Annotated in this window: 19 protein-coding genes; 5 read left to right on the top strand and 14 right to left on the bottom strand. The window is 63.3% G+C overall.

From position 1 onward, the window contains the following. Positions 1–35: 35 nt before the first annotated feature. Together FOF45_RS15800 and FOF45_RS15795 are read left to right on the top strand one after the other, a co-directional pair. The gene (locus tag FOF45_RS15800) at positions 36–635 is read left to right on the top strand and encodes a hypothetical protein (protein WP_158986515.1); all 600 of its coding nucleotides are present in this window, start codon (positions 36–38) and stop codon (positions 633–635) included. Then, positions 632–2,416 carry a hypothetical protein gene (locus FOF45_RS15795; RefSeq protein WP_233264162.1) on the top strand — a complete coding sequence of 595 codons (1,785 nt, stop codon included), beginning with the start codon at positions 632–634 and terminating at the stop codon, positions 2,414–2,416. The genes FOF45_RS15800 and FOF45_RS15795 overlap by 4 nt, the downstream gene beginning before the upstream one ends. Before the next feature lie 168 nt (positions 2,417–2,584). Here the strand turns inward: FOF45_RS15795 and FOF45_RS15790 are convergent, their stop codons facing one another. From FOF45_RS15790 to FOF45_RS15775, 4 genes are all read right to left on the bottom strand, one after another. Beyond that, positions 2,585–5,350 (bottom strand): PAS domain-containing protein, encoded by a 2,766-nt coding sequence (locus FOF45_RS15790; protein WP_158986511.1) that lies wholly within the window; start codon positions 5,348–5,350, stop codon positions 2,585–2,587. A 188-nt stretch (positions 5,351–5,538) separates the two neighbouring features. Continuing rightward, entirely contained in the window at positions 5,539–7,893 is a 2,355-nt protein-coding gene (locus FOF45_RS15785) for a hybrid sensor histidine kinase/response regulator (RefSeq protein ID WP_158986510.1), read from the bottom strand. 494 nt (positions 7,894–8,387) lie between these two features. Beyond that, positions 8,388–8,609 (bottom strand): DUF378 domain-containing protein, encoded by a 222-nt coding sequence (locus FOF45_RS15780; protein WP_158986508.1) that lies wholly within the window; start codon positions 8,607–8,609, stop codon positions 8,388–8,390. 32 nt (positions 8,610–8,641) lie between these two features. Further along, a complete protein-coding gene (locus tag FOF45_RS15775; protein ID WP_425481964.1) occupies positions 8,642–9,169 on the bottom strand; it encodes a fasciclin domain-containing protein in 528 nt (175 codons plus the stop codon). Between the two features lie 138 nt (positions 9,170–9,307). On the opposite strand from FOF45_RS15775, the gene FOF45_RS15770 reads away from it, so the two are divergent. Beyond that, positions 9,308–10,195 (top strand): MerR family transcriptional regulator, encoded by an 888-nt coding sequence (locus tag FOF45_RS15770; protein ID WP_158986504.1) that lies wholly within the window; start codon positions 9,308–9,310, stop codon positions 10,193–10,195. A 225-nt stretch (positions 10,196–10,420) separates the two neighbouring features. On the opposite strand, the gene FOF45_RS15765 is transcribed toward FOF45_RS15770, so the two are convergent. Together FOF45_RS15765 and FOF45_RS15760 are read right to left on the bottom strand one after the other, a co-directional pair. Beyond that, the gene (locus tag FOF45_RS15765; RefSeq protein ID WP_158986502.1) at positions 10,421–11,080 is read right to left on the bottom strand and encodes a DsbA family oxidoreductase; all 660 of its coding nucleotides are present in this window, start codon (positions 11,078–11,080) and stop codon (positions 10,421–10,423) included. Positions 11,081–11,427: 347 nt separating this feature from the next. After that, the gene (locus tag FOF45_RS15760; RefSeq protein ID WP_158986500.1) at positions 11,428–12,291 is read right to left on the bottom strand and encodes a pirin family protein; all 864 of its coding nucleotides are present in this window, start codon (positions 12,289–12,291) and stop codon (positions 11,428–11,430) included. A gap of 118 nt (positions 12,292–12,409) precedes the next feature. Between FOF45_RS15760 and FOF45_RS15755 the strand changes: the two genes are divergently transcribed. Beyond that, complete coding sequence (locus FOF45_RS15755; RefSeq protein WP_158986498.1) at positions 12,410–13,324, top strand: LysR family transcriptional regulator; 915 nt, start codon at positions 12,410–12,412, stop codon at positions 13,322–13,324. Here the strand turns inward: FOF45_RS15755 and FOF45_RS15750 are convergent. Further along, positions 13,321–13,788, bottom strand: a complete 468-nt coding sequence (locus tag FOF45_RS15750) for a DUF3237 domain-containing protein (protein ID WP_199244512.1) — start codon at positions 13,786–13,788, stop codon at positions 13,321–13,323. The two genes, FOF45_RS15755 and FOF45_RS15750, sit on opposite strands and share 4 nt — an antisense overlap. Beyond that, entirely contained in the window at positions 13,785–14,846 is a 1,062-nt protein-coding gene (locus FOF45_RS15745; RefSeq protein WP_158986496.1) for an NAD(P)H-dependent flavin oxidoreductase, read from the bottom strand. The genes FOF45_RS15750 and FOF45_RS15745 overlap by 4 nt, the downstream gene beginning before the upstream one ends. Positions 14,847–15,271: 425 nt before the next feature. On the opposite strand from FOF45_RS15745, the gene FOF45_RS15740 reads away from it, so the two are divergent. Beyond that, positions 15,272–15,991, top strand: coding sequence for a hypothetical protein (locus FOF45_RS15740; RefSeq protein WP_158986494.1), 720 nt, complete (start codon positions 15,272–15,274; stop codon positions 15,989–15,991). 25 nt (positions 15,992–16,016) lie between these two features. On the opposite strand, the gene FOF45_RS15735 is transcribed toward FOF45_RS15740, so the two are convergent. The 6 genes from FOF45_RS15735 to FOF45_RS15710 form a co-directional block, all read right to left on the bottom strand. Continuing rightward, a complete protein-coding gene (locus FOF45_RS15735) occupies positions 16,017–16,598 on the bottom strand; it encodes an NADPH-dependent FMN reductase (RefSeq protein WP_267902670.1) in 582 nt (193 codons plus the stop codon). A gap of 142 nt (positions 16,599–16,740) precedes the next feature. Next, positions 16,741–20,280 carry a sensor histidine kinase gene (locus tag FOF45_RS15730; RefSeq protein ID WP_158986490.1) on the bottom strand — a complete coding sequence of 1,180 codons (3,540 nt, stop codon included), beginning with the start codon at positions 20,278–20,280 and terminating at the stop codon, positions 16,741–16,743. A 379-nt stretch (positions 20,281–20,659) separates the two neighbouring features. Beyond that, a complete protein-coding gene (locus FOF45_RS15725; RefSeq protein ID WP_199244510.1) occupies positions 20,660–21,538 on the bottom strand; it encodes an alpha/beta fold hydrolase in 879 nt (292 codons plus the stop codon). A gap of 90 nt (positions 21,539–21,628) precedes the next feature. Further along, positions 21,629–22,111 (bottom strand): cupin domain-containing protein, encoded by a 483-nt coding sequence (locus FOF45_RS15720; protein WP_199244509.1) that lies wholly within the window; start codon positions 22,109–22,111, stop codon positions 21,629–21,631. A 30-nt stretch (positions 22,112–22,141) separates the two neighbouring features. Next, positions 22,142–22,534 (bottom strand): GlcG/HbpS family heme-binding protein, encoded by a 393-nt coding sequence (locus tag FOF45_RS15715; RefSeq protein ID WP_199244508.1) that lies wholly within the window; start codon positions 22,532–22,534, stop codon positions 22,142–22,144. 64 nt (positions 22,535–22,598) lie between these two features. Then, positions 22,599–23,273 carry a type 1 glutamine amidotransferase domain-containing protein gene (locus tag FOF45_RS15710; RefSeq protein WP_158986484.1) on the bottom strand — a complete coding sequence of 225 codons (675 nt, stop codon included), beginning with the start codon at positions 23,271–23,273 and terminating at the stop codon, positions 22,599–22,601. Positions 23,274–23,330 lie beyond the last annotated feature (57 nt).

Raw genomic sequence — 23,330 nt, 5'->3', positions numbered from 1 at the left:
GCTTTGATTACGCAGCAATCAGGCAAGGAGCGGCAGTGGGGGACTGGGACTTTCTTTACGAGATGCGGGAGCGCGGGTGTAGCCCGCAGGACATCGCCGATGCTGCCAGCTGCGGCGTCGCCCCCTGGGAGTGGAAGTACATCGATCAGGAGTGGCTAGCCTCCGAGTTGGGCGAGCACCCCGACGCCGAAAGGGACGACCTTCGCTCCTACCTCCCGTTCCAAAGCCGGGAAGGATTTCCCTACAGCGTCGTTAGGCAGACCGAGATCTTCCTGGACCTAGTGGACTGTGCCCAGCGCCACTTCGAAAACACGGGTCGCTATCTGCAGGTCTGGGGCGAATTGGGAGAGATCTATGCAGAGATCAAATTCGGCTTGCGTCGTCACGGCACCCATCAGGCCGGCTCTGACGGCATCATCGCAGGCAAGCGCATCGAAGTGAAGACCATCTCACCGGAGAAGTCATCCGATCGCGTATTGGTCAAGAGTCAAGGCGATTTCGAGCAACTGTTGATCGTGCGCATTGATCATAACTTCCAGTTCAAGGGCAAGCTCTTTGATCGGAGCGAGTTGCAGGGTACGACCGGCAAGTTCCTCAGGGGACGGCTGATAGACGATGACCGGGGGAATGAATGAGGCAGGAGTGGTTCGAAATGCAGGCCGAGCGGCGTCGTGCCTATGCGGACCAGACCTGGATTCCGCTGCGCGCTTTCCTAGGGCAGTGCCAGGGTGAGATCGGCCATCTTGGCTTCCAGGAGGACGTCACTTGCGCGGTTTCTGTAGCGGTGCCACCAGCGTTCCGAGCCGCCGCGGAAGAACTGGAATGGGGCAATTCCGGAATGACCCACACGCACGGCGCTTATGCCTTTGACGATGGCCGCTACAAGACGGCCGATTCCTTCCAATTCGACGACGGAGTGGACGCTGGAGTGAATCTGGTACTGGCGCAGCGCAATCCAATAGGGGACCAGGTCTGGCACCTTCATCAGGATCTCGTTCTCGCGCTGGGCCTGATCGAAGAGAACGACGCGTGGGTGCAACCGGATGAGAACTTCACCATCGCTGCAAAGCGAGTCAGGCGCAGGGATGGATCTGTGGGCGCCATCTTGATTCGCACAGATTTTCTTCGTGACTATCTCTGCGCAAGAGGACTAGCGCTACGTTTGCTGAGCTACCGTGAGCGCGTATCGATTCAGGCCGATGCCGACCACATCCAGTGGCCAGAAGGCCGCCAGCGTGATGCATTAGCGGATGGACGCTTCGAAGGACACGTGATGAGAATTCACCCTGGCGGCGATCCAGAAGGCGCCACGGTGGCGGTTTTCCATGCCTGGCGTACGGATATCGACATGGATGCCGATGTTCCTGTCATGTGCCCGGAGACTGATGAGGGAACCGATCATACGCAGCGCCGGTTCGCCCGAACCGGCCCCGTTCTTCATCGCATCAGTGGGGAAGTATGGCGCAACGTGTGGATCGAACCTGCCGCCCAGAGCCCCCGCGTCCGTGGCGATCATGCACCCTCCTCGACGACCTTCATCGTTAATGCTGCAGGGGATCGCCGCAACGCTGACGAACTCAACGACGAAGACATCGGCCTTTGGCTCTGGTTCGACCCAGCCATCGTGCGCGATCTGCTCGCCCTACGTGCTGGAAAGCTCGAGTGGTACACGCATGATACCGGCGGCCTTGAGGGCGAGCCGGGTTATTCGATTCATTTCGGCATCAACGAGGCGGGCATGATCAACGTGTATGCTCGTGACGTCGCACGCTTGTCTGAGTGGCATCGTCGAATCTGGGCCGGCCGCAATGTCTATCCGCAGGGCTTGCTCAGCACCGAGTTGGCGATGTCCCACATCGAAGCCAGGGTTGCGGAAACCACCGCACCGGAGAAGCGCATCGCTACGTCACTGGCAAAAATGGACGAGGCTGCCCATGGGCAGTGGGGCTTTCCGATCTTCAGGCAGCATGGGATCGAGGAGCAGTTGCTCTCCTCGCTCTATCGCTTTCGCGTGGTCGACCGAAACTCCCTACTGGAGCTTGCCAAGGACGTCGCTCGCCTGACGGCTGACCGCATCGATGCCGAATCGCTGCAGCGATTCGCGCCAGTCACCCGCGAAATGCCGGGTACAGGCTCATTGAAATCACTGGAGCGGGCCTTGGCTCGTCGCGAAGGCCCCTCACAGGCTCGAGTATTGATGGGACCGCTGATCGGCCTCTATGACATGCGCGTAGGTGCGGCGCACTTGCCAAGTTCGGAGATTGAATCTGCCTTTGCGCTGGTCGGCATCGACCCCGCCGCCTCCTTCTACGCGCAGGCATTACACCTGCTCACAGGCTTGGCGCGTTGCCTTGAGGCCATAGTGGCGTCGATCCAAGCCGCCGAGCCCGACCCGGATGGTCGCCCGCCGTCATGATCGCTAGACGCGGGCGCCGCAAAATTCAATTCCTGGCGAATTGAACGGATGACTTGAAGACACCCTGCCTCCCTACCCCCGATAAATCGGCCTAATCCCGGCGTTGCTACGGTGTCCGCTCCGGCAGAAGCGGACGGCGGCTCATGGCGTTCGTAACAACAGCGGCCTTCAATTGGAAATCAAAGCCGTGAGTCGATCGAGATCAACCGGTTTCACCACATGGTGGTCGAAACCAGCGGCACGCGACGCGGCCTCGTCACTTCGCTGCCCATAACCGCTGAGCGCGATGAATCGCGGGCCACCGTCTTGCAAGCACTCGCGCAGTCGCCCAACCAACTCGTGGCCGGTCATGTCAGGCATCCCGACATCTCGGATGAAGGCGTCCCAGCGCTCGCGCTGCGCCAGCACCGCAAGCGCTTCAAAGCCGCTCGTCGCGACGCTGACATCGTGTCCAAGCACTCTCAGTACGCTCGCAAGCGTGTCCGCGGCATCGCGATTGTCGTCCACCACCATGATGGTGCGCTTCGACACGGAAATGCGCGACGGCGGGAGGTCGATGGCCGGGTCCTGCTCGACAATGGCTCGCGGAAGCACGAGGCGGAAGGTGCTTCCGCAGCCCGAGCCATCGCTCGTTGCCGTGATGCTTCCGCCATGCGCGCGCACGATGCTACGCACAAGCGCCAAGCCGATGCCGAGGCCGCCTTGGGCACGGTCCGGGGTCCGTGCGGCTTGCGTGAAAAGTTCGAACACATGTGGCAGGAGGGACGCTTCCATACCGCTGCCGTTGTCAATGACCTCGAGGGACACCTCGTCTGCCGCCACCGTCAACGCCAATCGGATTGAACCTGTCGGCGACGTGTACTTGGCGGCGTTGTTCAGCAGGTTTGAAACCACCTGTACCAGGCGGTGACGGTCGCCAAGCACAAACGCGGGCCCGCCGTTGGTCTCGACCGAGAGTGTGTGCCGCCGCAATTGCATAACCGGCTCGGTTTGCTCGACGGCCGCGGAAACCACCGTGCGCATCTCCACGGGCTTGCGTTCGAATTCCACAAGCCCGCGCGTCACGCGTGAGACGTCAAGCAGGTCGTCGACAAGCTCCGTCATATGCGCAACCTGCCGCGAGATGATCTGGGCCGCCTTGCCGACCGTTACCTGGTCTCCGGGCGCGAGACGCAGCAGCTCGGCAGCCGTGCGGATCGGCGCCAGCGGATTTCGCAGTTCGTGCGCGAGCATTGCAAGAAACTCGTCCTTGCGTCGATCCGACTGCTCTAGCTCCTGCATCATCTGGCGCCGCTCGGTGATATCGATGGAGGCCCCGATCACGCCTATCACGTTGCCCGCGTCGTCAAACCAGGGCGCTTTGGTGGACAGCCACGTCGCAGGTGCGCCATCCGCCAGCCGGACCTCTTCCTCGATCTGTTCGGGGACACCGCGAGCCATGATCCGGCGATCGTTGGCCATGACGGCTTCGGCCTGCGATCTGTCGGCCAATAGTTCGATGTCGGTACGGCCCAGGAATTGCGATTCCGGTACGCCGAGCAGGTCGGCGACACCGCGATTGCCCACGACCAACCGCCCCTCGCGGTCCTTCGCGTACACCACACCGGGCACGGTCTCGGTGAAGGTTTTCAGGAGCGTCAGTGCGCGGTCGCGCTCGGCCTCGACTCGATGACGCTCATCATGGCCCAGCAGCACGCCCGGGAAGCGTACCGGCCTGCCTCCTTCGTCAGTCTCTACACGTCCGTTCGCTTCTACCCACGTCCACGTACCGTCACGAGTCAGTACGCGGTACTCGCAGCGGTATGCCCCGCCCCGCGCCAGCACCTCGTCTATCGCCGCAGACACGCGCTCACGATCGGCGGGGTGAATGGCATCGAACGCCGCCCCTAGCGGGATGCCTTCACGGCAGGCTGCCTCGTCGAGGCCAAAAAGATGCGCGAACCTCTCGTCGCCGCTTATGCGGTCCTCCGGGATCAACCACACCCACGTTCCGAGAATTGCGCCGGCATCCAGGGCCAACTGAACACGCTCGGCCGCGAGCGAGGCGGCCTTCTCCTGTTCGCGCCGCTGCGTGATGTCGTGGAAGAACACCGCCAACCCTTCCTCGACAGGAAATGCACGGACGTCGAACCAGCAGTCCCGTCCGTCGCCGAACGTGTAGCGATACTCGATGCTCTCAGGCCGACTCGTGGCTTGGGCTCGCAGGTACATCTCGCCAATCGGCGATTCGAGTGTGCCGGGAAACAGGTCCCAGTGCAGCCGCCCAACCAGTTGGTCGCGACCAAGCTGCGTCAGCCGTTCCGCTACCGGGTTGACCTCAACCACATGGAAGTCGCGATCAAGCAGCACGAACGCCTCATCCATATTGGTGAGCACTTGGCGATGCCGGGCGTCACTTGTGGTCAGATCCCGCTCCAGCTTCACCTTCGCGGTGATGTCGCTGCAGGCCCCGAACATTCCGGCGACGCTACCGGATGCATCTCGCACGGGCGCGAAAAAGAACGAGAAATAGGTTTCTTCTGGATAGCCATTTCGCTCAAGCATGAGTCGCATGCTCGGGACGTGGACCGGGTCACCGCTCGCCACGGTATCAATCAAAGGTTCGAGTTCACTACGTATCTCGGGCCATACCTCTTCGAGGATGTCGCGCCCGATCGCCGCCGGATGCTTGGCGCCGAGAAAAGGCATGTAGTGGTCGTTGTAGAGGAACGATCTTGCCTGCCCCCAAATGATGTAGGTCGGCTGGTTGGAAGCGAGCAGCAACTGAACCAACGTGCGTAGTGCCTCTGGCCACGTCTCGACGGGCCCGAGCGCCGTGTTGCTCCAGTCCATGTCGCGGAGGCGCTCGCCCATCTGACCGCCGCCGGCAAGAACGTCCCGTCCCGTATGGGTCATCTCTGCAACTCTCCTCGCGCCGGCGGCCGTCGTGTCCATGGTACGAATCTGGTGGCGCCGCAAGCGCACTCAGGGGCGCCCGCGGCCATGGGCGCAGCAGGTTCGACACCGCGTCCACGTTGCTGTATCGCGCTGTAACGCGACGAATAGATCCTTTGAAGGAGGTTGAAGATGGGCACAGGGAAACTAGTCACCTCGCTCCTACGGCCTGGAAACTTGCTGGGCGTTCATCCCATGATGCGCAACGGCACGGCGGCGAGGATCTCCCGCAACGCTTGAATCGTTGTAGGTTTGACCAGGTGATGGTCGAACCCTGCCTCCAGTGCGCGATTGCGATCCTCTTCCTGGCCGAATCCAGTCAAGGCGACCAGCAGTGGCCTGCGACTTGCGCAGGTGCGGAGACGACGCGCGACTTCGTAACCATCCATGCCAGGCATCGCGATGTCGATGAAGGCGATCTCTGGCCCGAAGGCATCGTACGCTTCCAACGCTGCCGCGCCGTCATACGCGATATGCAGGTGCTGTCCAAGCAATTCCAGCATCATCGCCAGAGTGTCGGCCGACGATGTCAAATCGTCGACGACCAGGACGCGATGCGACGGGAGCGGGAGTGCTCCTTCGAGCGGCTGCGCCATTGCGGCATGCGAGGTGGCGTCGGAAATCGCGGGCAGGCGCACCTGGAACTCGCTGCCGAGGCCCAGGCCTTCGCTGCGCACCTCTATGCTGCCGCCGTGCAGTTCGACGAGGCTCTTGACCAGCGTCAGGCCGATGCCCAGCCCACCATGCGCACGCCCAAGCGACTGATCCACCTGCGCGAACATCTCGAATACCTCCGTGAGCATGTCGGTTGGGATTCCCAATCCGCTATCGCGGATCGTCACGATCGCCGCATCGCGTTCCTGCCTCGCGACAATGTGGATCTCGCCGCCCGGCGCGGTGTATTTGGCCGCGTTGTGCAGCAGGTTTCCGAAGACCTGTACGAGCCGGCCGAGGTCCGCCTCCACGTACACCGACTCCACGGGCAGGTCGACAACGAGTCGGTGTGCGTTGGAATCGATGAACGGTTTGAGTGCCTCAACGGCCTCGTGGACCGCAAGCGACAAGTCAAGCCGCTCCCGCCGCAAGTCGATGCGCCCGCGCGTGATTCGCGATACATCAAGCAGGTCGTCGATGAGCCGCGCCATCTGCCGGACCTGTCGCTCCATCATCCCGCGTAGCCGGCTGGCTTCCTCGGCTTTGCCGTCGACATGCGGCCAGACTTGCAGCGCGTTGGAGATCGGCGTCAGCGGATTGCGCAGTTCATGCGCGAGCGTCGCGAGGAATTGGTCCTTGCGACGGCTGGCTTCCTCGACAGCCTCTTCCGCGCGACGGCGCGCATCGACGTCGAACACCACGCCCACCATGCCCGCGTACTCACCGGTTTCCGAGTACCACGGACGGCCCAGGTCTACCGCCCATCGGTAGGAGCCGTCAGCGGTGCGGAGGCGGTACTCGGTCTGGAACTGCTGGCGCTTTTCGTTTGCCTCAAGGAACGCGTTGCGCGCATGTTCCTGGTCGTCCGGATGCGTTGCGGTGGTCCACCCCAAGCCCAGCGCCTGGGCTTCCGTCTGGCCGGTCAGCTCGTACCACTGGCTGGACAGGAACGTGCAGTGGCCGTTCGGATCGGTCAGCCAGAGCGCGGCCGGCGATGCGTTCGCCATCAGCCGGAAGCGCGCTTCGTCCTCGCGCAGAACTTCCTCCGCTATGCGTCGCTCGGTAATGTCGGCGACGGTACCTGCATAGCTCGTCAACACGCGCGACGCGCCGCGGCCCTCGAAGCTGGGAATGCCGCGTGCCTCCAGCCAGCGGGTGGCACCATCGGGACGAAGGATGCGGTACTCGATCGCGTAAGGTTCCGGCTCGGACGACCTGATCGCGGCCTCGGCTGCGGCCCGCAGTCGTGGGGCGTCTTCCTCATACACGAGTCGACGGATCTCATCGACGTGACGCGGCGACGATGCGTCCAGTCCATAGATCTGCCCATAACGCTCGTCGTGGGTGACAGCGCCGGTCTCGGTGTCGTACTGCCACCATCCCAGCTGGGCGGCGTCGAGCGCTAGCTGGCGCTGCTCCGCCAGGGACGCGAGCCGCTGCGTCTGCGCTTCGCGCGCGGCTTCCAGCAGAACACCGTGCGTGGTCTCGGTGCACACGCAATACATGCCGGCGATTCGGCCGTCGTCGCCGGTGACCGGCGAGTAGGAGAACGTGAACCAGGTCTGCTCGTCGTAGCCCTTGCGGCTCATCAGCAACGGCATGTTCTCGACGTAGCTGGCCTCGCCCTGCAGCGCACGGTGCGCCAACGGCCCCACCTCGCTCCAGATCTCGGACCAGATCTCCTCGAACGGCCGCCCCAGTGAGGACGGATGCTTCGCGCCGAGGATCTCCGCGTAAGGATCGTTGTACACGAAGCCCAGCTGCGGTCCCCAGGCGACGAACATGGGGAACTTGGACCACAGCAGGAGGCTGACAACGCTGCGCAGCGATTGCGGCCACTGCGCCGGCGGGCCGAGAGGCGAGCCGCTCCAGTCGTGGCTGCGCATCATCGTAGCCACCTTGCCCGGCGCATCAAGGAACTCAAGGTTGGCGCTCGCTGGCATGATCGGGCACGGCTCGAGGGAAGGCGGCGAGTATCGCAGAAGGTCTGCAGGTATCGCGTCAGCGTCGGCCGGGAGGTGGATAGCGATCTCACGCGTTTCCGCCCCGACCGTCATTCACTGCCGAATCTTCCGCGAACAAGACAGGGTAGCTTCGACAGACGGAACGGTTTGGCGATCAGGGCTGATTCGATGCCATCCTGGCGCGAGTGGCGCGCGATGAGACGACGAAGTTAATGCCGCCGTGCCGGTCGAGGGAGTCCGCAAGCCGGCCTGACCATGAGTTGGTCAAAAGAGCCAGCGACTTTCTCCATGAGCGGTAATTGGCCTCTGCGAACCTCACGACAGTCGTGCTGGAGATGCTTCGGAGTACAACGCCCCGCGTAGAACGCGTCGGCGCCAGCCGGAACGTGCGTCTGGCGCCGACGGAAACTTCAGGTGTGCTACGGGCTACGTACTGCGGCCGCGTGCGATGTGGGGCGCATCAGCGAGACGATCTGCCACAGCGCCGACAGGCCGACCAGGACGTACACCACGCGTGCGAGTAGCGCGTCCTGACCTCCGAACAACGCGGCGACGAGATCGAACTGGAATGCGCCGACCAGCCCCCAGTTCAGACCACCCACGATCAGCAGTACCAGCGTTAGAAGATTGAGACCTTTCATTGTTCATCTCTCCGTGTGCGCGGATTGGACAGTCAGCCCTGCGGCATGAGCACCTTATCGATCACGTGGATCACGCCATTGCTGGCGGCCACGTCGGCTTTGAGCACGCGGGCACCGTTGACGCTCACTGCGCCGCCGGACGCACGGATAGCGAGCTCGCCGCCCTGCACCGTGGTGGCGGCATCCATCCCCGCAACCTGGCTCGCTGTCACGCGGCCCGGCACCACGTGGTAGGTGAGGATTGCGACCAGCTTGTCGTGGTTTTCCGGCTTCAGCAGGCTTTCGACGGTGCCTTTCGGCAGCGCGGCGAAGGCTGCATCGGTTGGCGCAAATACGGTGAACGGGCCGGCGCCCTTGAGCGTGTCGACCAAGCCGGCTGCCTCGATCGCAGCAGTGAGGGTCTTGAACTGTCCGGCGCCGATGGCGGTATCGACGATGTCGGTGCGTGACTGCGCCGGAGCGCCGCCATTGGCGGCACCGTTGCCGCCGGCGGGGGCCGCGAATGCGGCCGGCGTCGCGACGGCTAGGGCCAAGGCCACGGCAAGGACGCGGTGGCGGATCGGCAGGAGGCGGAATGACATGGCGGTTCTCCAGAAGGAAGGGATGGCGTGGGGCGGAGTCTCACCCCCGTGCTGTTAGACACCTGTACAAGCCAGCCATGTACAGAGCATGTACGTTTCGCCATGTACCTTCGGCCCATGTACCCCATCAAGGCGGCCGCCGAACTCGTTGGACTGAGCACCGAGACTCTGCGTGCCTGGGAGCGCCGGCATGGCGCGATCCGCCCCGTCCGCGATGCCCAGGGCCGGCGCCTGTACAACCCGGAAACGATCGAGCGGCTCTCGCGATTGCACCGCCTGACCGACCGCGGCCACCCGATCCGCGACCTCGCGGCGTTGGACGACGATGCCCTCGACCGCTTGCTCGAAGACGGTCGACGGGCAGCCTACGGCGGCGTGGAGGGGCTTCCGTCACGCATGCTCGATGCGATCGCCGACTACCGCGTCGACGTGTTCGACCGCGACCTTTCGGTGGCGATCGCCACGCTGCCGATGACGGTGCTGATGACGCGTGTCGTCATGCCGCTGTTGCGGGAGGTGGGGCTGCGCTGGGCCGACGGCCGGCTCGCGGTCGCGCAGGAACGACTCGTCAGCAGCCTGCTGCGCATGCGCCTGCTCGCGATCCTCAGCCCCCCTCCGCGCGAACAACGGCCCCGCATGCTGTTCGCGACACTTCCCGACGAACGCCACGAACTGGGCCTGATCGGCGCGGCGCTGCAGACACTCGAAGCGGGCATGCCGGTGCTTTACCTCGGCACCGAACTGCCGGCCCTTGAAATTGTGCGCGTCGCGGTCAAGCTCGGCGCGGCCGGCGTAGCGCTGAGTTCGGTGGACCCGCAGCAGGCCCGCCCGGCGCTGGAGGAACTGCGCCGGCTCGATGCCGGGCTGACGCCCGGCGTGCCCGTGTGGCTCGGCGGCACGAATGCGCGCTACCTGGCGGAAGAACTAGCGTCGGCGCGGATACACGCCGTGGGCGATGCCCAGTCAATGACGCGGGGCATGGCTTCGCACGCGGGGCGCGGGTAATTGGCGCCGGATGCGTCATGCAGGGTGAGCAGGAATGACCAGCGCAAGGACCAGCACAGCGATCTTCAAGCCCCTTCTTCTGTACGTGTCCGCTTCGGGTCGAAAGTGGACGTCAGCACCGCCGGCGCAGTTGGCGGAGCCAGTGCCGCCCTTGCCCTTCCCTACCTCCGATAAACAGGCCTATCGATTGTCGCGCAAGAGCGCACACCCTCCACGCAACGCGAGCTAGGTCACACGCGTCGCGGCATCGGTGATTGCACGGACATAGCCATCGATCGATGTCGAACCGTTGAGCACGAGATGCCCATCCACGAGGTAGCTCGGTACACCGTTGATGCCCAGGGCATGCGAGTTGCTCTCCAGTCGAGTCACTTCTTCCGCGTAAGATCGGGACCGTGCGACGGCGTCAGGCGACATCCCGGCCTCAAGGGCGACGAGCTCGAGCACATCGGTGTTGCCGATGTCTTCACCTAGGGTGAAGTACGCCACGAACAGCAGGTCGACAAGGCGATCCTGGAGCGAAGCACCTCCTTCGTTCCACGCCAGCCTGGATAGCCGGTGTGCCGCCAGCGTATTTGGGGTACGCGATTGGCGGTCATAACGGAAGTCCGCGCCGACTCGACGCCCGGCATCGACGGCGCGCGCGTCCATCGCCAAGGCGTTCTCCCAGCCGAAGCGCTGGGTGCGGAACTGCTTACGGTCCATCCCGCTCGCCGGCATGGTTGGATTGAGCTGGTAAGGCAGCCACTCGACATCGACCGCGATACCGTCCCTCGCGAGGACCACCAGTGCGCGATCCAGACCGCGCTTGCCGATGAAGCACCACGGGCAGATCAGGTCAGCGACGACCTGCAGGTGCAGGCTTTTATCTTGTTGCGTGTTCATTGGAAACCTTTGAGTGTGTGTCGTTCTGCGAAACGCCCATTCCCAAGAGCTGTGCTGACGACGCACATGCGCTCGACGCAAAGAGCCGGCGGCGAGTTCGGTCAGTTACCGGTATTCGCTTCGCCGCCGACGTGTCGGATCTGGTTGGTGATTCGCAGGTGGCCTCAATCTAGGAGCGCAAGGCCGCTTTGCGAATCCCTACGGTCCGGCAGACACTCTTCCGTCCAGCGCAACACTGCTGCCCGGAGCCTGCTTTGTCGTGCTCATCGTTGAGCACACCAAGTCTGTCCTGCGGCAGCACGTTCACCAGGCCATCCTCACAGCAACTCGAATCGCAGCGGTCTGGCCTAACCGTTGCGCCGCGGCAATGCCCGACCAATCTTTTCGATGCGTGCCTCACCTTCGCGCAATGCTGCGTCCGTGGTGTGCACCGAATAGTCACCCATCACCAGTCGATGCGGGTGTGGCACGGCCGACCCGAGAACAAACTCGACGTCGGATTGGGCGACGAACTCGATGTCCGCCTCTCCAGGCGCAAACACGATCATCTCGCCTGCCCGCGCCGTCACGGGCAGCTCGAGTTCTCCTGCGCTGACGGCAGCCCATGCGACGGTGTGGCCTGCGGGAGGCGTGTACGTCCAGCGCTCGCCCGCGCGCAGACGGACTGAGAGGTAATTGATGCGCGACGGCGGAGTGATCGCGCTAGAGCAAGCTCCTTGCTGGCCCAGCAGGAGGGTCACCGGTCCCGACGTCGGAATTTCATGCGGCGCCAGGTAGGTGCTGATCGCCTCCGACAGTTCCAGTTCCGGTGGCAGCGCGATCCACAGCTGGAAGCCACGGACCCGGCCATCACCGTCGCCGAAGTTGCCCCCATGCCACGCGCCGCCGCCGGCCCGCATCCATTCGACGTGCCCGCCCGAGATCTGCCCGCGCCGACCCGTCGTGTCCTGGTAGTTCACGTCGCCTTCGTAGAGCCATGTCAGCGTCGCGATACCGGAGTGCGGATGCAAGCCGTAATCGCTGACGCGTGGCTTGGGCTGGTCCCGGGTGTCGATGAAGTCCAGGAATACAAATGGTTTCAATAGTTCGCCCAGGTCGCCGGGACTCATCAGCCGCGCGATCGGCCCGTGGCCCCGACCGCGAGTCACGTGAATCACGCGACGCGTGAGCACGTCCTCCGTGGCGCGGACAGGTACAGTCTGAGCATTCATGGGCATCCTCCGATTCGGTCAACGAGTGATCGACACCGAATCTAGGGGCAAGAAGGCACAACGATTAGTCGGGCCTGCTAGATTTCATTCGTCCAGAATTCGAAGCAATTACCCAGTCATGACCGACTTGAACGACATATCCCTGTTCGTGCAGGTGGTGCGCGCTGGCAGCTTCGCTGCAGCCGGCCGCCGGCTGGGGATCCCGCCGAACACCCTTAGTCGTCGGATCCAAGCGCTCGAGACGCAAATCGGCGTGCGCTTGCTGCAGCGGAGTACTCGCCAGCTCACGTTGACGCCGGCCGGCACAACGCTCTTTCAGGGGAGTGCCGAACAGATCGACGCTGTCGAAGCGGTCGCGCGCGAAACCGCGGACGGAGGCGAACACGCTGTCGGCAAGGTGCGGGTCGCCGCTGCTGCGGATTTCTTCCGCTGGTTCGACGTGACCTGGGTTGGCGACTTCCTGGCCGCACACCCCAGGGTGCGGCTGGAATTCGTGCTCGGCGACGACAAGGTGGACCTCATCGAACAGGGAATCGATGTGGCGATCCGCAGCGGCGTCGATCCCGACTCGAACCTGGTCGCCAGGCAGGTCGGCACCACCCGCGCGACCCTGGTCGCAAGTCCCGCGTATGTCGCATCACACGGCCGACCTGAGTCACTGCAGGCGTTGGCGCAGCACGAATGCATTGCCGCGCCCACCCCGTCCGGCCTGACCGAGTGGCGTATTATCGGTCCCGCCGGCGCTACGACCGTCGCAGTGACTGGACGGTTCCACGCCAACGCGCTTCGTGTGCAGTTGGACGCGGCACTTGCAGGGCTCGGCATTGCCCTGCTCCCGACCCTTGTCACCGCCGAGCATTTGCGTGCAGGGCAATTGCTCGAAGTATTGCCGGACCACGGTACTCCCGGCGTCGGGGTCTACCTGGTCTATGCCAGTCGCCGCCAATCCCCGAAGGCGGTGACAGCCTTCATCGATTTCGTGATGACCCGGATGATCGAGGCAAGGCTGCTGGATCCGCCGCACAACGCTTAGAGAATCTCGTGGACGTCATAGCGCGGTCCACCCGGAAGTCGCTGCCCGGTTCCCACGGCGACAATACGGTTGAGCCATTCGTAATGCGGGTCCGAGGTCGCGAAGGTGGGCGCGATGCGGAAGTAGTAGCTTCCAGCATCGACATGCTCGCCGCGCGTAAGCCGCGCCATCACGTCGGGTGGTCCATGGCGGATGCCGGCATAAGTCATCGCGATCAGCGCGCCATCTTGGGCCTTCAGCACCACCCGCGCGTCAAGCATCACGGCCCCATCACCACGAAGTGTCTGCCAATCGGTGCCGTCGGGAAGCACGATTCCGCGCATCCGTTCGCCGTCGAAAGTGCCCCCTGAAACGTTGGCGATCCGCCGGGCGCTTCCCTCCGGGCCACCGACAGTCAGGAAAGCGCCGACCGACAGTTCCATGGTGAACAGCAGTCGCGAGCATAGGGGCATCGCGCCGGTCATGTCTGTGCCTCCGCAAGTTCCTGTGCCAGGGTCTGCACAAGTCCCGTGACGGGGAGCGATCGTGCGAGTGGCGCGCCCTGCCCCGCCCATTGCGCGCCGAATCCGTAGATGCCCCGCGCCTTGGCGGCAGCGTTGAGCGCCTTCCCCACGTCATATGCGACCGGGTAATCGGGCACCGCTGCGTCGGGGATGTTCGAGCCCATCGCCGTGAAGCGATTGGCCAGGCACCGCGCGGGTCGTCCTGAGATGACCCGCGTCATCACCGTGCCGGCGGCCGCGGTGAGCGCTTCCCGATACCCGTCGTCGGCGAGACCCTCGTCGCAGCCAACGAAGGCCGTGCCAAGTTGCGTAGCGACGGCGCCCAGTTTGAGCGCCGCGGCGATTCCGGCGCCGTCCATGATGCCGCCGGCGGCTATGACCGGTAAGCGCGTCCTCTGCACGAGCAGTCGGGTCAGCGCCATGGTCCCAAGTGCCTCGTCGGAAGCATCCGGATCGAAGCAGCCGCGATGCCCGCCCGCCTCCCATCCCTGGGCCACGATTGCGTCGAGCTCAGCCGCCTCAATTGCGCGAGCCTCGGCCAGATTGGTTGCCGTGGCAATCAGAGTGATACCAGCGTCCCGCAGCGCGCGGATGGCTCCAGGCGTGGGCAACCCAAAATGGAAACTCACGACGGGCGGCCGTTCTTCAAGCAACATGGCAAGCATGTCTTCGTCGATGACGAAGCTGCGGTAGATCTCGGTCAGGCGCTCGGGCGCCTTCGCGTCAAGTGCAGCAAACTCCGGCTGCAGTCGATCGATCCACTCGCGCTCTGCGTCCGGCCGGGACCGGGCCGGCGCATGGCAGAACAGGTTGACGTTGAACGAAGCCGAGGTCGCCGTACGCACCGCTTCGATCATGGTGCGCGCAGCCTGTGCGTCGAGCGCACCGACACCGATGGAACCCAGCGCGCCAGCGTTGCTTGTCGCCGCAGCCATCGCGGGCGATGAGACGCCGGCCATCGGTGCCTGCACGATTGGCAGGTCGATGCCGAGCAAGTCGAGTGGCTTGGTGTGCTGCATGTTCGTACGGAGCTACCGTTCCAGTCCGGAACGCACGGTTTCGCGGACGAGATCCGCGACGCACCGCCCGCCGCATTGCTCTCTTCCCGCGCAATCTGCCAAATCACAACCTAAGTCCGAAACGAAACGATCTCGTGATCGGGACATGCTGTGGTCAGCGCTCCACCCGGCGCCCCCGCTGATGAGCTGAACATTGATGCGAGACAAGGCGCTTCTCCTGCGGTTCGGATGCCGGCTACCACACGGGGTCCCGGCACCTTCGCAGGATGCGATACGGAACCGTCCCGGCGAAATCAGACGATGGTGTCTACCCCATCGTCCCGGCGCGCCTCCGATTACCAACACCAATGGTCAATGGCGTGGCGCCTGGGACGAACCGAGAATTGTGGCTGCTTTATCGCGGCGCACGATCCTGGGAGGCCGAAGTGGACATACTGCTCCAGAACGTTCTACACGCACATGGTGGGATCGACCGCTGGCGTAGCCTGAAGCGCGTTGATGCCACGATCATTAGTGGCGGCGGCTTCTTTGCTCTGAAGGGAATCATCCAGGACGCCGATCCGAGGCGAGTGACGTCCTGGCTTCACGAGGAGCGCATGACACTGCAGCCGTACGGCGCGCCGGACCAGCGTTCGGCATTCACAGCAAACCGCGTGGCAGTCGAAAGGCTGGACGGCAGCGTCCTTACAGAGCGACTCGCGCCCAAGGATTCCTTTGCCGGACACCAGATGAATACGCCCTGGGACCCACTGCACCGCGCCTACTTCAATGGCGAGGCGCTATGGACATATCTGGCGACGCCGTTCCTACTTGCCATGCAAGAAGTGGCGGTCGAAGAGATCGAACCGTGGCAAGAGGGCGAGGAGCGCTGGCGCGTACTGCGTGCGCGTTTCCCTGGTTCGATCGAAACACACAGCTTGGTTCAGGACTTCTTCTTCGATGAGTCGTTCATGCTGCGTCGCCACGACTACCAGGTGAACATCGCCGGCGGCTTTGCCGCCTCGCAGCTGACCTCGGAACACGTACGCAGCGGCGGAATCGCCCTGCCGACACGACGTCGCGCCTACACACGCGGCCCGGACGGGCGTCCAAACCTTGACATGCTGATGGTGTGGATTGACTTGAGCGACATCAGCTACTCGTAAAGTTCCTACCAAGTGACGAATGCGGCTATGTTCCGCTCCGCGTCGTGCGGGCGTCCTTGAGAGCGAGCGTCCACCAGAGCAGCTCGTCCAGCATCGTCACCGCGTTCTCTGCAATGTAGGGAATGTCGGACAACGGCTTGCCTTCGCGAAGCGCATCGAAGAAATCGCGCCCCTGGATGTGCACCCCGCTCCGCGTCGGCGCCATCTGCAACTCAATGCAGTTCAGCCGCAGCTGCTCAATCGCGCGGGCGCCGCCCACGCTCCCATAGCCGACACACGCACACGGCTTCCGGTTCCACTCGGGATAGGCATAGTCGAGTGCATTCTTCAGAACGGCCGGGACACCGCGGTTGTACTCGGCGGTGACGAAGACGTAGCCGTCGAAGCTGGCCACCCTGCCCTGCCAGGTCCGCGCAATGTTGCTGCTGGACGGAACCCATGCATTGGATGCCGGCTCGTCAAAGAACGGCATCGGGTAATCTCGCAGATCGATCAGCTCCACCTCCATGTCGCCGCGGGCTAGAGCAAGGTCGGAGATCCAGGCAGCAGGTATATCGGCGAACCGTCCTGCGCGCGTCGTGCTCATGATGACGGCAATTCTAGGCATGGACATGGCTCGAACTCCTTCGGGATTACCAAACCCGTTGGCGAACGATGATCTATCCGGGGCGTCGTCCCGTCGATTGGACCTAGGTATTCAAAAGGCACCACATGCCATCACGCCTGCTTCCCCGACGATCTTCCGACCACTACCGGATCGCGGTGTGGACGATGCTCGGCTCCAGCGGAAGGGAGAACGAGAAAGTGAGGCCATGATCGTCGTTCGGTTCCGCCCAGAGGCGGCCCTGGTGCCGCTCGACGACCGACCGACTGATGAACAGGCCAATACCCATCCCGCTGCCCTTGGTTGAGTAGAACGCATCGAAGAGCCGTTCGAGATCCTCCGCAGGCAGCCCGATGCCTGCATCTCGAACCGCCAGACGGACGCCTCCGCTTGCCTCGCGCTCGGTTCGGATCCGGAGGCTACGAGGCCGGCCCTGGACGCCCGCCATCGCGTCAGACGCATTGCGCAGCAGATTGAGGATCACCTGCTGCAACTGGATGCGATCCCCCTTGATGCGTGGAAGGCCATCGGCGAATTGCTGGTGAATCTCGATGCCGTGCTTTTCCAGGTCGTTGCGCGCCATGGCAACGACCTCGCGCGCAGCGTCGTTCAGATCGATCACCTCCAGCACGTGATCCTTCCTGCTGAACATGGATCGCAAACGCCTGATCACCTCGGCAGCCCGGTGGCCATCCCGGATGATGCGTTGCGCCGCATCATAGACACCGTCGATGTTCGGCGGATCGACATCGAGCATGCGCAGAGCAGTAGTGGCGTTGGTGATGACACCTGACAACGGTTGATTGACCTCGTGAGCGATCATAGCGGACAGGTAGCCGACACTCGCAACACGGTTTGCCTCGGCCAGTCGCCTTTCCATGTCGTGGTATCGGCGATCACTGTCCCGCGCCGCCTGCTCCGCCCTCCTGCGATCGGTCAGGTCTAGGACAAACGCCACGCCCTCCCCCGGTCTGACATCAAACAGCGCCGCGCCGACGAGAACCGGTACGCGAGAGCCGTCTTTCCGGATGTACTCCGCCTCGAATGGGGTCGCAACTCCCGTAGCCAGCATGTCGGTCATGATCCTATCGTCCGAAGGGTCCCACTCCGGCGGCATGAGGTCTTTCCACTTCCGCAGTCCGGAAACGAGTTCGGCGCTGTCGTAGCCGACGATCGTTGCAAAGGCCTCATTCGCTTCGAGAATGCGGCCGTCCAGGTTCCAGGTGAAGATCCCGATGATGTTCGCATTGAACAATCGGCGCACTCTCGACTCACGCTCCTGCAGGTCGCTGTAAAGGCGACCGATCTCGCGGCGGGAAGCCGTTTCGGATGCAAGCATCCGGGAGAGGTGATCCACGCGACGCCGGTAGAAGGCGAACAATGCCAGTGCGACCATTACCGCGGCAGCGATTCGAAGGTCGGTCCTTTGCCACCAGGCGGGTTCGATCGTGAACTCCAGCGCGTCACCCACCGGGTTCCATACGCCGCTATCGTTGGCTGCTGTGACATGGAAGCGGTACCGCCCAGGCGAAAGATCCGTGTAGAAGGCCTGACGCCGGTTCCCAACATCCTGCCAATCGGCGTCCCAGCCATCCAGCTTGTAGCGGAACTGGGTCCTATCCAATGCCCTGAAGCTCAGGCCGGTGTACTCGATTCTGAGATTCCGCGGCCGTGGTGGAATGCGCATGTCAGCTGTCGGGGCGAAGATGCGGCCGTCGCTGATTACTTTCTGGATGTCGACGGGCGGAGGCAACAGGTTGACCGGAATGCGCTGTGGATCGATGGTGACGATATCGTCGCCGCTCGCTGCCCATACCCGGCCATCCGGCGTCTGCGCCATCTTGGGTGCGAATACATACGGAATGGTCGTGTAGCCGATCATCCCGGGGCCAAGTTCTCGGGAGACGCCATCCCACGGTTCGAGCAAGCGAAAGTGCGCCTTTCGCGAGCCGCCTTGCGATGCCGCGGAAACTCGCGCATCGAGGTCTGCACGGTCGCTCCAGGCCACGCCACAGCGTGTCGAGATCCAGACGCGCCGCGCATCGGCGACCGACCACAACGGCCCGTCACACGGAGGCCCGAGTCCTGTAACCAGATGGACGACGTGGCCGTCCTTGATGCGGCTGAGTGCTTGCCGCGTGGATGCCCAGACCGACCCGTCCGCTTCAACGCGGACATGGTTGATCCGTGCACGCGGTTGCCGAGGCGCAATGAGATCGAAGCGCGCGCGGCGCTGGCCGTTGAGAACATTCTCGACTTCGCCTGTCCACAGCCCCAGCCACAGCGAACCATCGACGGGGTCGGCGGTCATGATTGAGATTCGATCAGTCGCGAACCTGTACCGGTCCGTCACTACCTCGGCACGCCCGCCTGGACGCAGGCGCATCAGCCCGGCCGAACGATGTGCAATCCACAGGTTGCCCGAAGTATCTTCGGTGACCGCTTCGACCGGGCCCGGCGGCACGCCCGGCGCCGTTCCGATGCGCCCGTTGGAGTACGACTGCAGCCCTGCGGCACTGGGCGACGCCGACCACATCGTGCCGCGGCTGTCCTCGAACAGCCCCCCCATGCGCGGCCAGCGAAGTTCCCATCGTTGCCGTGTCGCGTCCAGCTGAAACACGCCTGTGGTTGTGCCCGCCCAAAGCGAGCCGTCATGCGCCGCGAGCAGGGAGCGGCCGCGTCCTGTCAGGCCTTCCGCGTTTTCATGGCGTGCTACCGCCACCGCCCGGAACTGATCCAAGCCACGGGACGTCGCGACCCAGAAGTTTCCCTCGCGATCCTCGAACAAATCGAGGATGTGGTTGCCGGAAAGTCCATCCGACGCGGTGAACGCATCTACGCGCCCTTTGAAGATTCGAATCAGCCCCGCGTCGGCCGCGCCCAGCCAGACAGCGCCATCGCGATCCTGCATCGCCTTGATGTAAACAAAGTCTTTCGCCCAGGCCGGCAGCTCCAGCGCTTCCACCTTGCCTTGGCCGACCTTAGCCACCCCGCGCATGTAGCCCCTCCCCACGACCACAGTGCCGGGTGTTATCTCGGTCATGGCACGACGCGCTTGCGAGACGGACGGAGGGCTGACCGTAAAAGGTTTCGTTGGTGCGCTCATCCAGTTCCAAACGCGATTGCCACCGTTGACCCACAGCGCGTTCAAGCTGTCGCGATGAAGCGCGCTGATCTCCTCTCCGAGCGATCCGTCACGACCGTGACATTCGATGTCCGCGCCACGGATCGAGCAGAGCAAGGCGTGCTTTCCCTCCGATCCCCCCACCCAGATGGTTCCATCCACGTTCTCTTCGATGTCATTGATGGTCCGGCCCGTAAAGGCCGGATGGACGATGAGTTTGTCGTTCGCGAGGCTTACGAGTCCTTTCGTCGTGCCGATCCACAACGTCCGGTCCCGGGATCCAAGCAGGGCACGGATGCTGTCGGCCGCGAGAACGGTTTTGGCCTGTGGGGGCCAAGGAACGCTGCTGACTCCATCGAAGCGTTGCAGGCCATTGGGTGTGGCCAGCCACAGATAGCCGTCCGCGGTCTGCGCGATGGCGGTGATGGGGCCGGCGCCCAGACCCTCGAAGCCGCGCCACGAGCGATGTCCGTAGTTGGAGATCGTGAGCTCGGGATCAAGTGCCCAAGCCGGCGCTCCTGCCGTAGCAAACAATCCGACGAGGACGTGCAACAGGGCCACGAATACGCGTGCACGCACAGGACCACCTCGCTGGACGGAAACCACGCCGTTGCCGCATCAGTGAGCCCTTCGAGCCCGCTGGTGTGGCATGGCCGCATGCCCGGTTCCATGGCATCAGGAAGAGCGTCGCAATCGCAAGTCCGCCTCCGGCTAGCGCGCTCTTGACTACTCTGCCTCAGTCCACCATTGAGCGGAAGCATGGCGGCCCGGTGCCCTTGGTGGCGCCCGACGCACTAGAAGGCGCAGCGACCACATGCTCCACCGGGCCTGGCTTCCAGCGCCATGACGAGCGCATCCCTTGGGACCCGCCCTCCAGGACGGTGGTTGCGCATCGGCAAGACGTGACATCGCAACGCAACATCAGCGCTACACGTATCGGCTACCCCACGTGCCTGCGCAGGAAAGACAGCATCAGCATGGCGACCTCGTCCACTTTCTCGTCGAGCACGAAGTGCCCGGCGTCCAGCAAATGGAACTCCCCAGCTGGCAGGTCGCGTCTGTACGCCAGCGCGCCCGCGGCAATGAACGACGGGTCGTTCTTCCCCCACATCACCAAGGCAGGTGGTTGCTGTTTGCGTAGCCACGCCTGCCACGCCGGATAGGAAGCAACGTTTGTCCGGTAGTCGTAGAGCAGCTGGCCTTGAATCTCCCGTTGGCCGGGCTTCGACAAGTGCGTGTACTCATCTGTCCAGCTGTCCGGGTTGTAACGTTCTGGATGTGTGGTGCCAAGCGTGTGGCGTTGCTCCGTGCTCTCACGAGAGAGAAATATGTCGACGACCCGCTGATGCAACGCAGGGTCCTTCCAGAACCTGGCAATGTCCGTCCACTTTTCTCCAAGCCCTTCTTTGTAGGCGTTGGCGTTCTGGACGACCAATGCCTGCAGTCGTTCCGGTTGAGTCAGGATCACGCGAAAGCCAATCGGGCCGCCATAGTCATGCAGATAGAAGCTGCATCGTTCGACTCCGATCTCGGCCAGGAAGCGATGCATCGTCTGCGCGAGTCTGTCGAACGTGTACTCGTAGGAGGACGGCGATGGGACATCGCTCTGGCCGAAGCCTGGATAGTCCGGTGCCAGCACGTGGTAATAGGGCGCCAACAGCGGGATCAACGCGTCGAACTGACGCGATGATGACGGAAATCCGTGCAGGAGCACTAATGTCGGCGCATCGGGGGGGCCCGCCTCGCGGTAGAAGATGCCAACACCTTCCACGTTGACGCGTTTGTACGTCGTGGTTCCGGAATTCGAAACGGGGAGCACCGGCGCGCCCTCCCTCTGTTGGGGCCGGGTCCGTTGCACCGCTGTCAAGCACCGACGGTCGATGCAGCACGCATCGTCATGGGCGCCAGGCTAATGCGTGCGTGGATCGTCGTGGGGGTCCACATAATCGATACCAAGCGGACCGGTGCCGGTCACCTGCGTGACGTACTCGCCCGATCGTGCTCGATGGAAGTGCGGTGTTCTGGCGGGTAGCACCACAACGCTTCCGGGGGCGTAGGCCACGAGTTTCGATTCGTCGAACTTCGTGCCCAGCCCGATATAGAACACTCCGGAGATGACCGTATAGATCCGGTCCTCCGGATGGGTGTGCGGCATCAACGTCACACCGGCGGGAACCTTCACCCGCACCAGGTAAGGGCCGGCCTTCGCGGGTTCGCCCACAAGCACCGCGAGGCGTGCCTGCTCGGGAAATGCGGGAAACGGCGCCCACTGGATGTCTTCCTGCAGGATGGATCCGAACGCCTTGGTTGGCAATCCCGCGCCCTGCGCCACGCACGCCGTGCAGGCGATCAGCCCCATAGTGGTGCGTAGCAAAGTCATGGATGAGATCATGGCAAGGACTCCTGTCTCGCGTGCTGCAGATCAACCGACGTTATTCAATTCAACCGCGGCATCGACGATGGCGACGTCCTGATCGGTCGTGCCGCCACTCACTCCTACACCGGCGAATACCCTGCCCTCGTGTTTCAACGGGACGCCTCCCGCCATGGCCGTGAACCGGCCACCCGCCATGGCCAGCAGCGCATACAATGGCTGGCCCGGCTGCACTAGCGGATCCAGTTCAGCGGTACGCCGGCCGACGAGCGCCGAGGTGTATGCCTTGCGCTCCGAGATCTCCATCGAGAAGGCAGGCGCGTCGTTCATCCGATGCTGCAGCACGATATTTCCGTGAATGTCCACGATCGAGACGGAGACTGGGACATGCGCCCTTGCCGCCTCAGCTTCAACACGGTCGGCGAGCGACTTGGCTGCCATGAGTAGATCCATGAATGCGTCCTCCCTGGAGGGGGCGTGAAACTTCTGGCTGCGGTTGGCCTACCTACTTCATCAACCGCAGCAGCGTTTCCGCGGTGATCGTCGAGGACGACGGATTCTGTCCCGTGATCAGGCGTCCATCCACGACGCAGAACGCGTACCAGTTGTCGGTCTTCTGGTACAAGCCGCCGAGGCGCTTCAGCTCGTCTTCCACGAGGAAGGGCACCACGTCCGTGAGCTGCACTTCGGCTTCTTCGGTGTTGGTGAATCCGGAAACTCGCTTGCCTTTCACGATCGGCTCGCCCTTGTGCTTGACGTGACGTAGTACGCCGGGCGCATGACACACCGCCGCGACCGGCTTTCCGCTGTCGTAGAACGACTCGATGAGCTTGATGGAGTGCGGATCCTCTGCGAGGTCCCACATCGGGCCGTGACCACCCGGATAGAACACGGTGTCGAAGTCGTCTGCCGACACGGAGTCCAGGCGCAGCGTGTTCGCCAGAACACCCATGGCATTGCGGTCGGCCTTGAAGCGCGTTTGCGCTTCCGTCTGGTTATCGGGATCGTCGCTTTTCGGATCGATTGGAGGCTGTCCTCCCTTCGGCGATACCACCGTTACCGACACGCCTGCGTCGGTGAAAACGTAGTACGGGGACGCGAACTCTTCCAGCCAGAAGCCGGTCTTTCGTCCGGTGTCTCCGAGGGTGTCGTGTGATGTCAGCACCATGAGGATGCGCATGTCTCTCTCTCCGCCGGCTGGACGCCGTAGGTGGAATCTCGCTGGGCAGGGGCAGGA

It is taken from the genome of Lysobacter panacisoli, from assembly GCF_009765165.1.
In the GTDB taxonomy this organism is placed as follows: domain Bacteria; phylum Pseudomonadota; class Gammaproteobacteria; order Xanthomonadales; family Xanthomonadaceae; genus Lysobacter_J; species Lysobacter_J panacisoli.
The sequence above is the reverse complement of the archived record's forward strand: the minus strand, read 5'-3'. Positions and strand labels throughout refer to the sequence as shown.

Bases quoted from the DNA above. Each gene is read 5' to 3' on its own strand.
- FOF45_RS15750 (WP_199244512.1), bottom strand. From the start codon at position 13,788: ATGACCGGCGCGATGCCCCTATGCTCGCGACTGCTGTTCACCATGGAA.
- FOF45_RS15765 (WP_158986502.1), bottom strand. From the start codon at position 11,080: ATGAACACGCAACAAGATAAAAGCCTGCACCTGCAGGTCGTCGCTGAC.
- FOF45_RS15790 (WP_158986511.1), bottom strand. From the start codon at position 5,350: ATGGACACGACGGCCGCCGGCGCGAGGAGAGTTGCAGAGATGACCCAT.
- FOF45_RS15785 (WP_158986510.1), bottom strand. From the start codon at position 7,893: ATGATGCGCAGCCACGACTGGAGCGGCTCGCCTCTCGGCCCGCCGGCG.
- FOF45_RS15745 (WP_158986496.1), bottom strand. From the start codon at position 14,846: ATGCAGCACACCAAGCCACTCGACTTGCTCGGCATCGACCTGCCAATC.
- FOF45_RS15710 (WP_158986484.1), bottom strand. From the start codon at position 23,273: ATGCGCATCCTCATGGTGCTGACATCACACGACACCCTCGGAGACACC.
- FOF45_RS15755 (WP_158986498.1), top strand. From the start codon at position 12,410: ATGACCGACTTGAACGACATATCCCTGTTCGTGCAGGTGGTGCGCGCT.
- FOF45_RS15795 (WP_233264162.1), top strand. From the start codon at position 632: ATGAGGCAGGAGTGGTTCGAAATGCAGGCCGAGCGGCGTCGTGCCTAT.
- FOF45_RS15780 (WP_158986508.1), bottom strand. From the start codon at position 8,609: ATGAAAGGTCTCAATCTTCTAACGCTGGTACTGCTGATCGTGGGTGGT.
- FOF45_RS15770 (WP_158986504.1), top strand. From the start codon at position 9,308: ATGTACCCCATCAAGGCGGCCGCCGAACTCGTTGGACTGAGCACCGAG.
- FOF45_RS15760 (WP_158986500.1), bottom strand. From the start codon at position 12,291: ATGAATGCTCAGACTGTACCTGTCCGCGCCACGGAGGACGTGCTCACG.
- FOF45_RS15720 (WP_199244509.1), bottom strand. From the start codon at position 22,111: ATGATCTCATCCATGACTTTGCTACGCACCACTATGGGGCTGATCGCC.
- FOF45_RS15735 (WP_267902670.1), bottom strand. From the start codon at position 16,598: ATGCCTAGAATTGCCGTCATCATGAGCACGACGCGCGCAGGACGGTTC.
- FOF45_RS15715 (WP_199244508.1), bottom strand. From the start codon at position 22,534: ATGGCAGCCAAGTCGCTCGCCGACCGTGTTGAAGCTGAGGCGGCAAGG.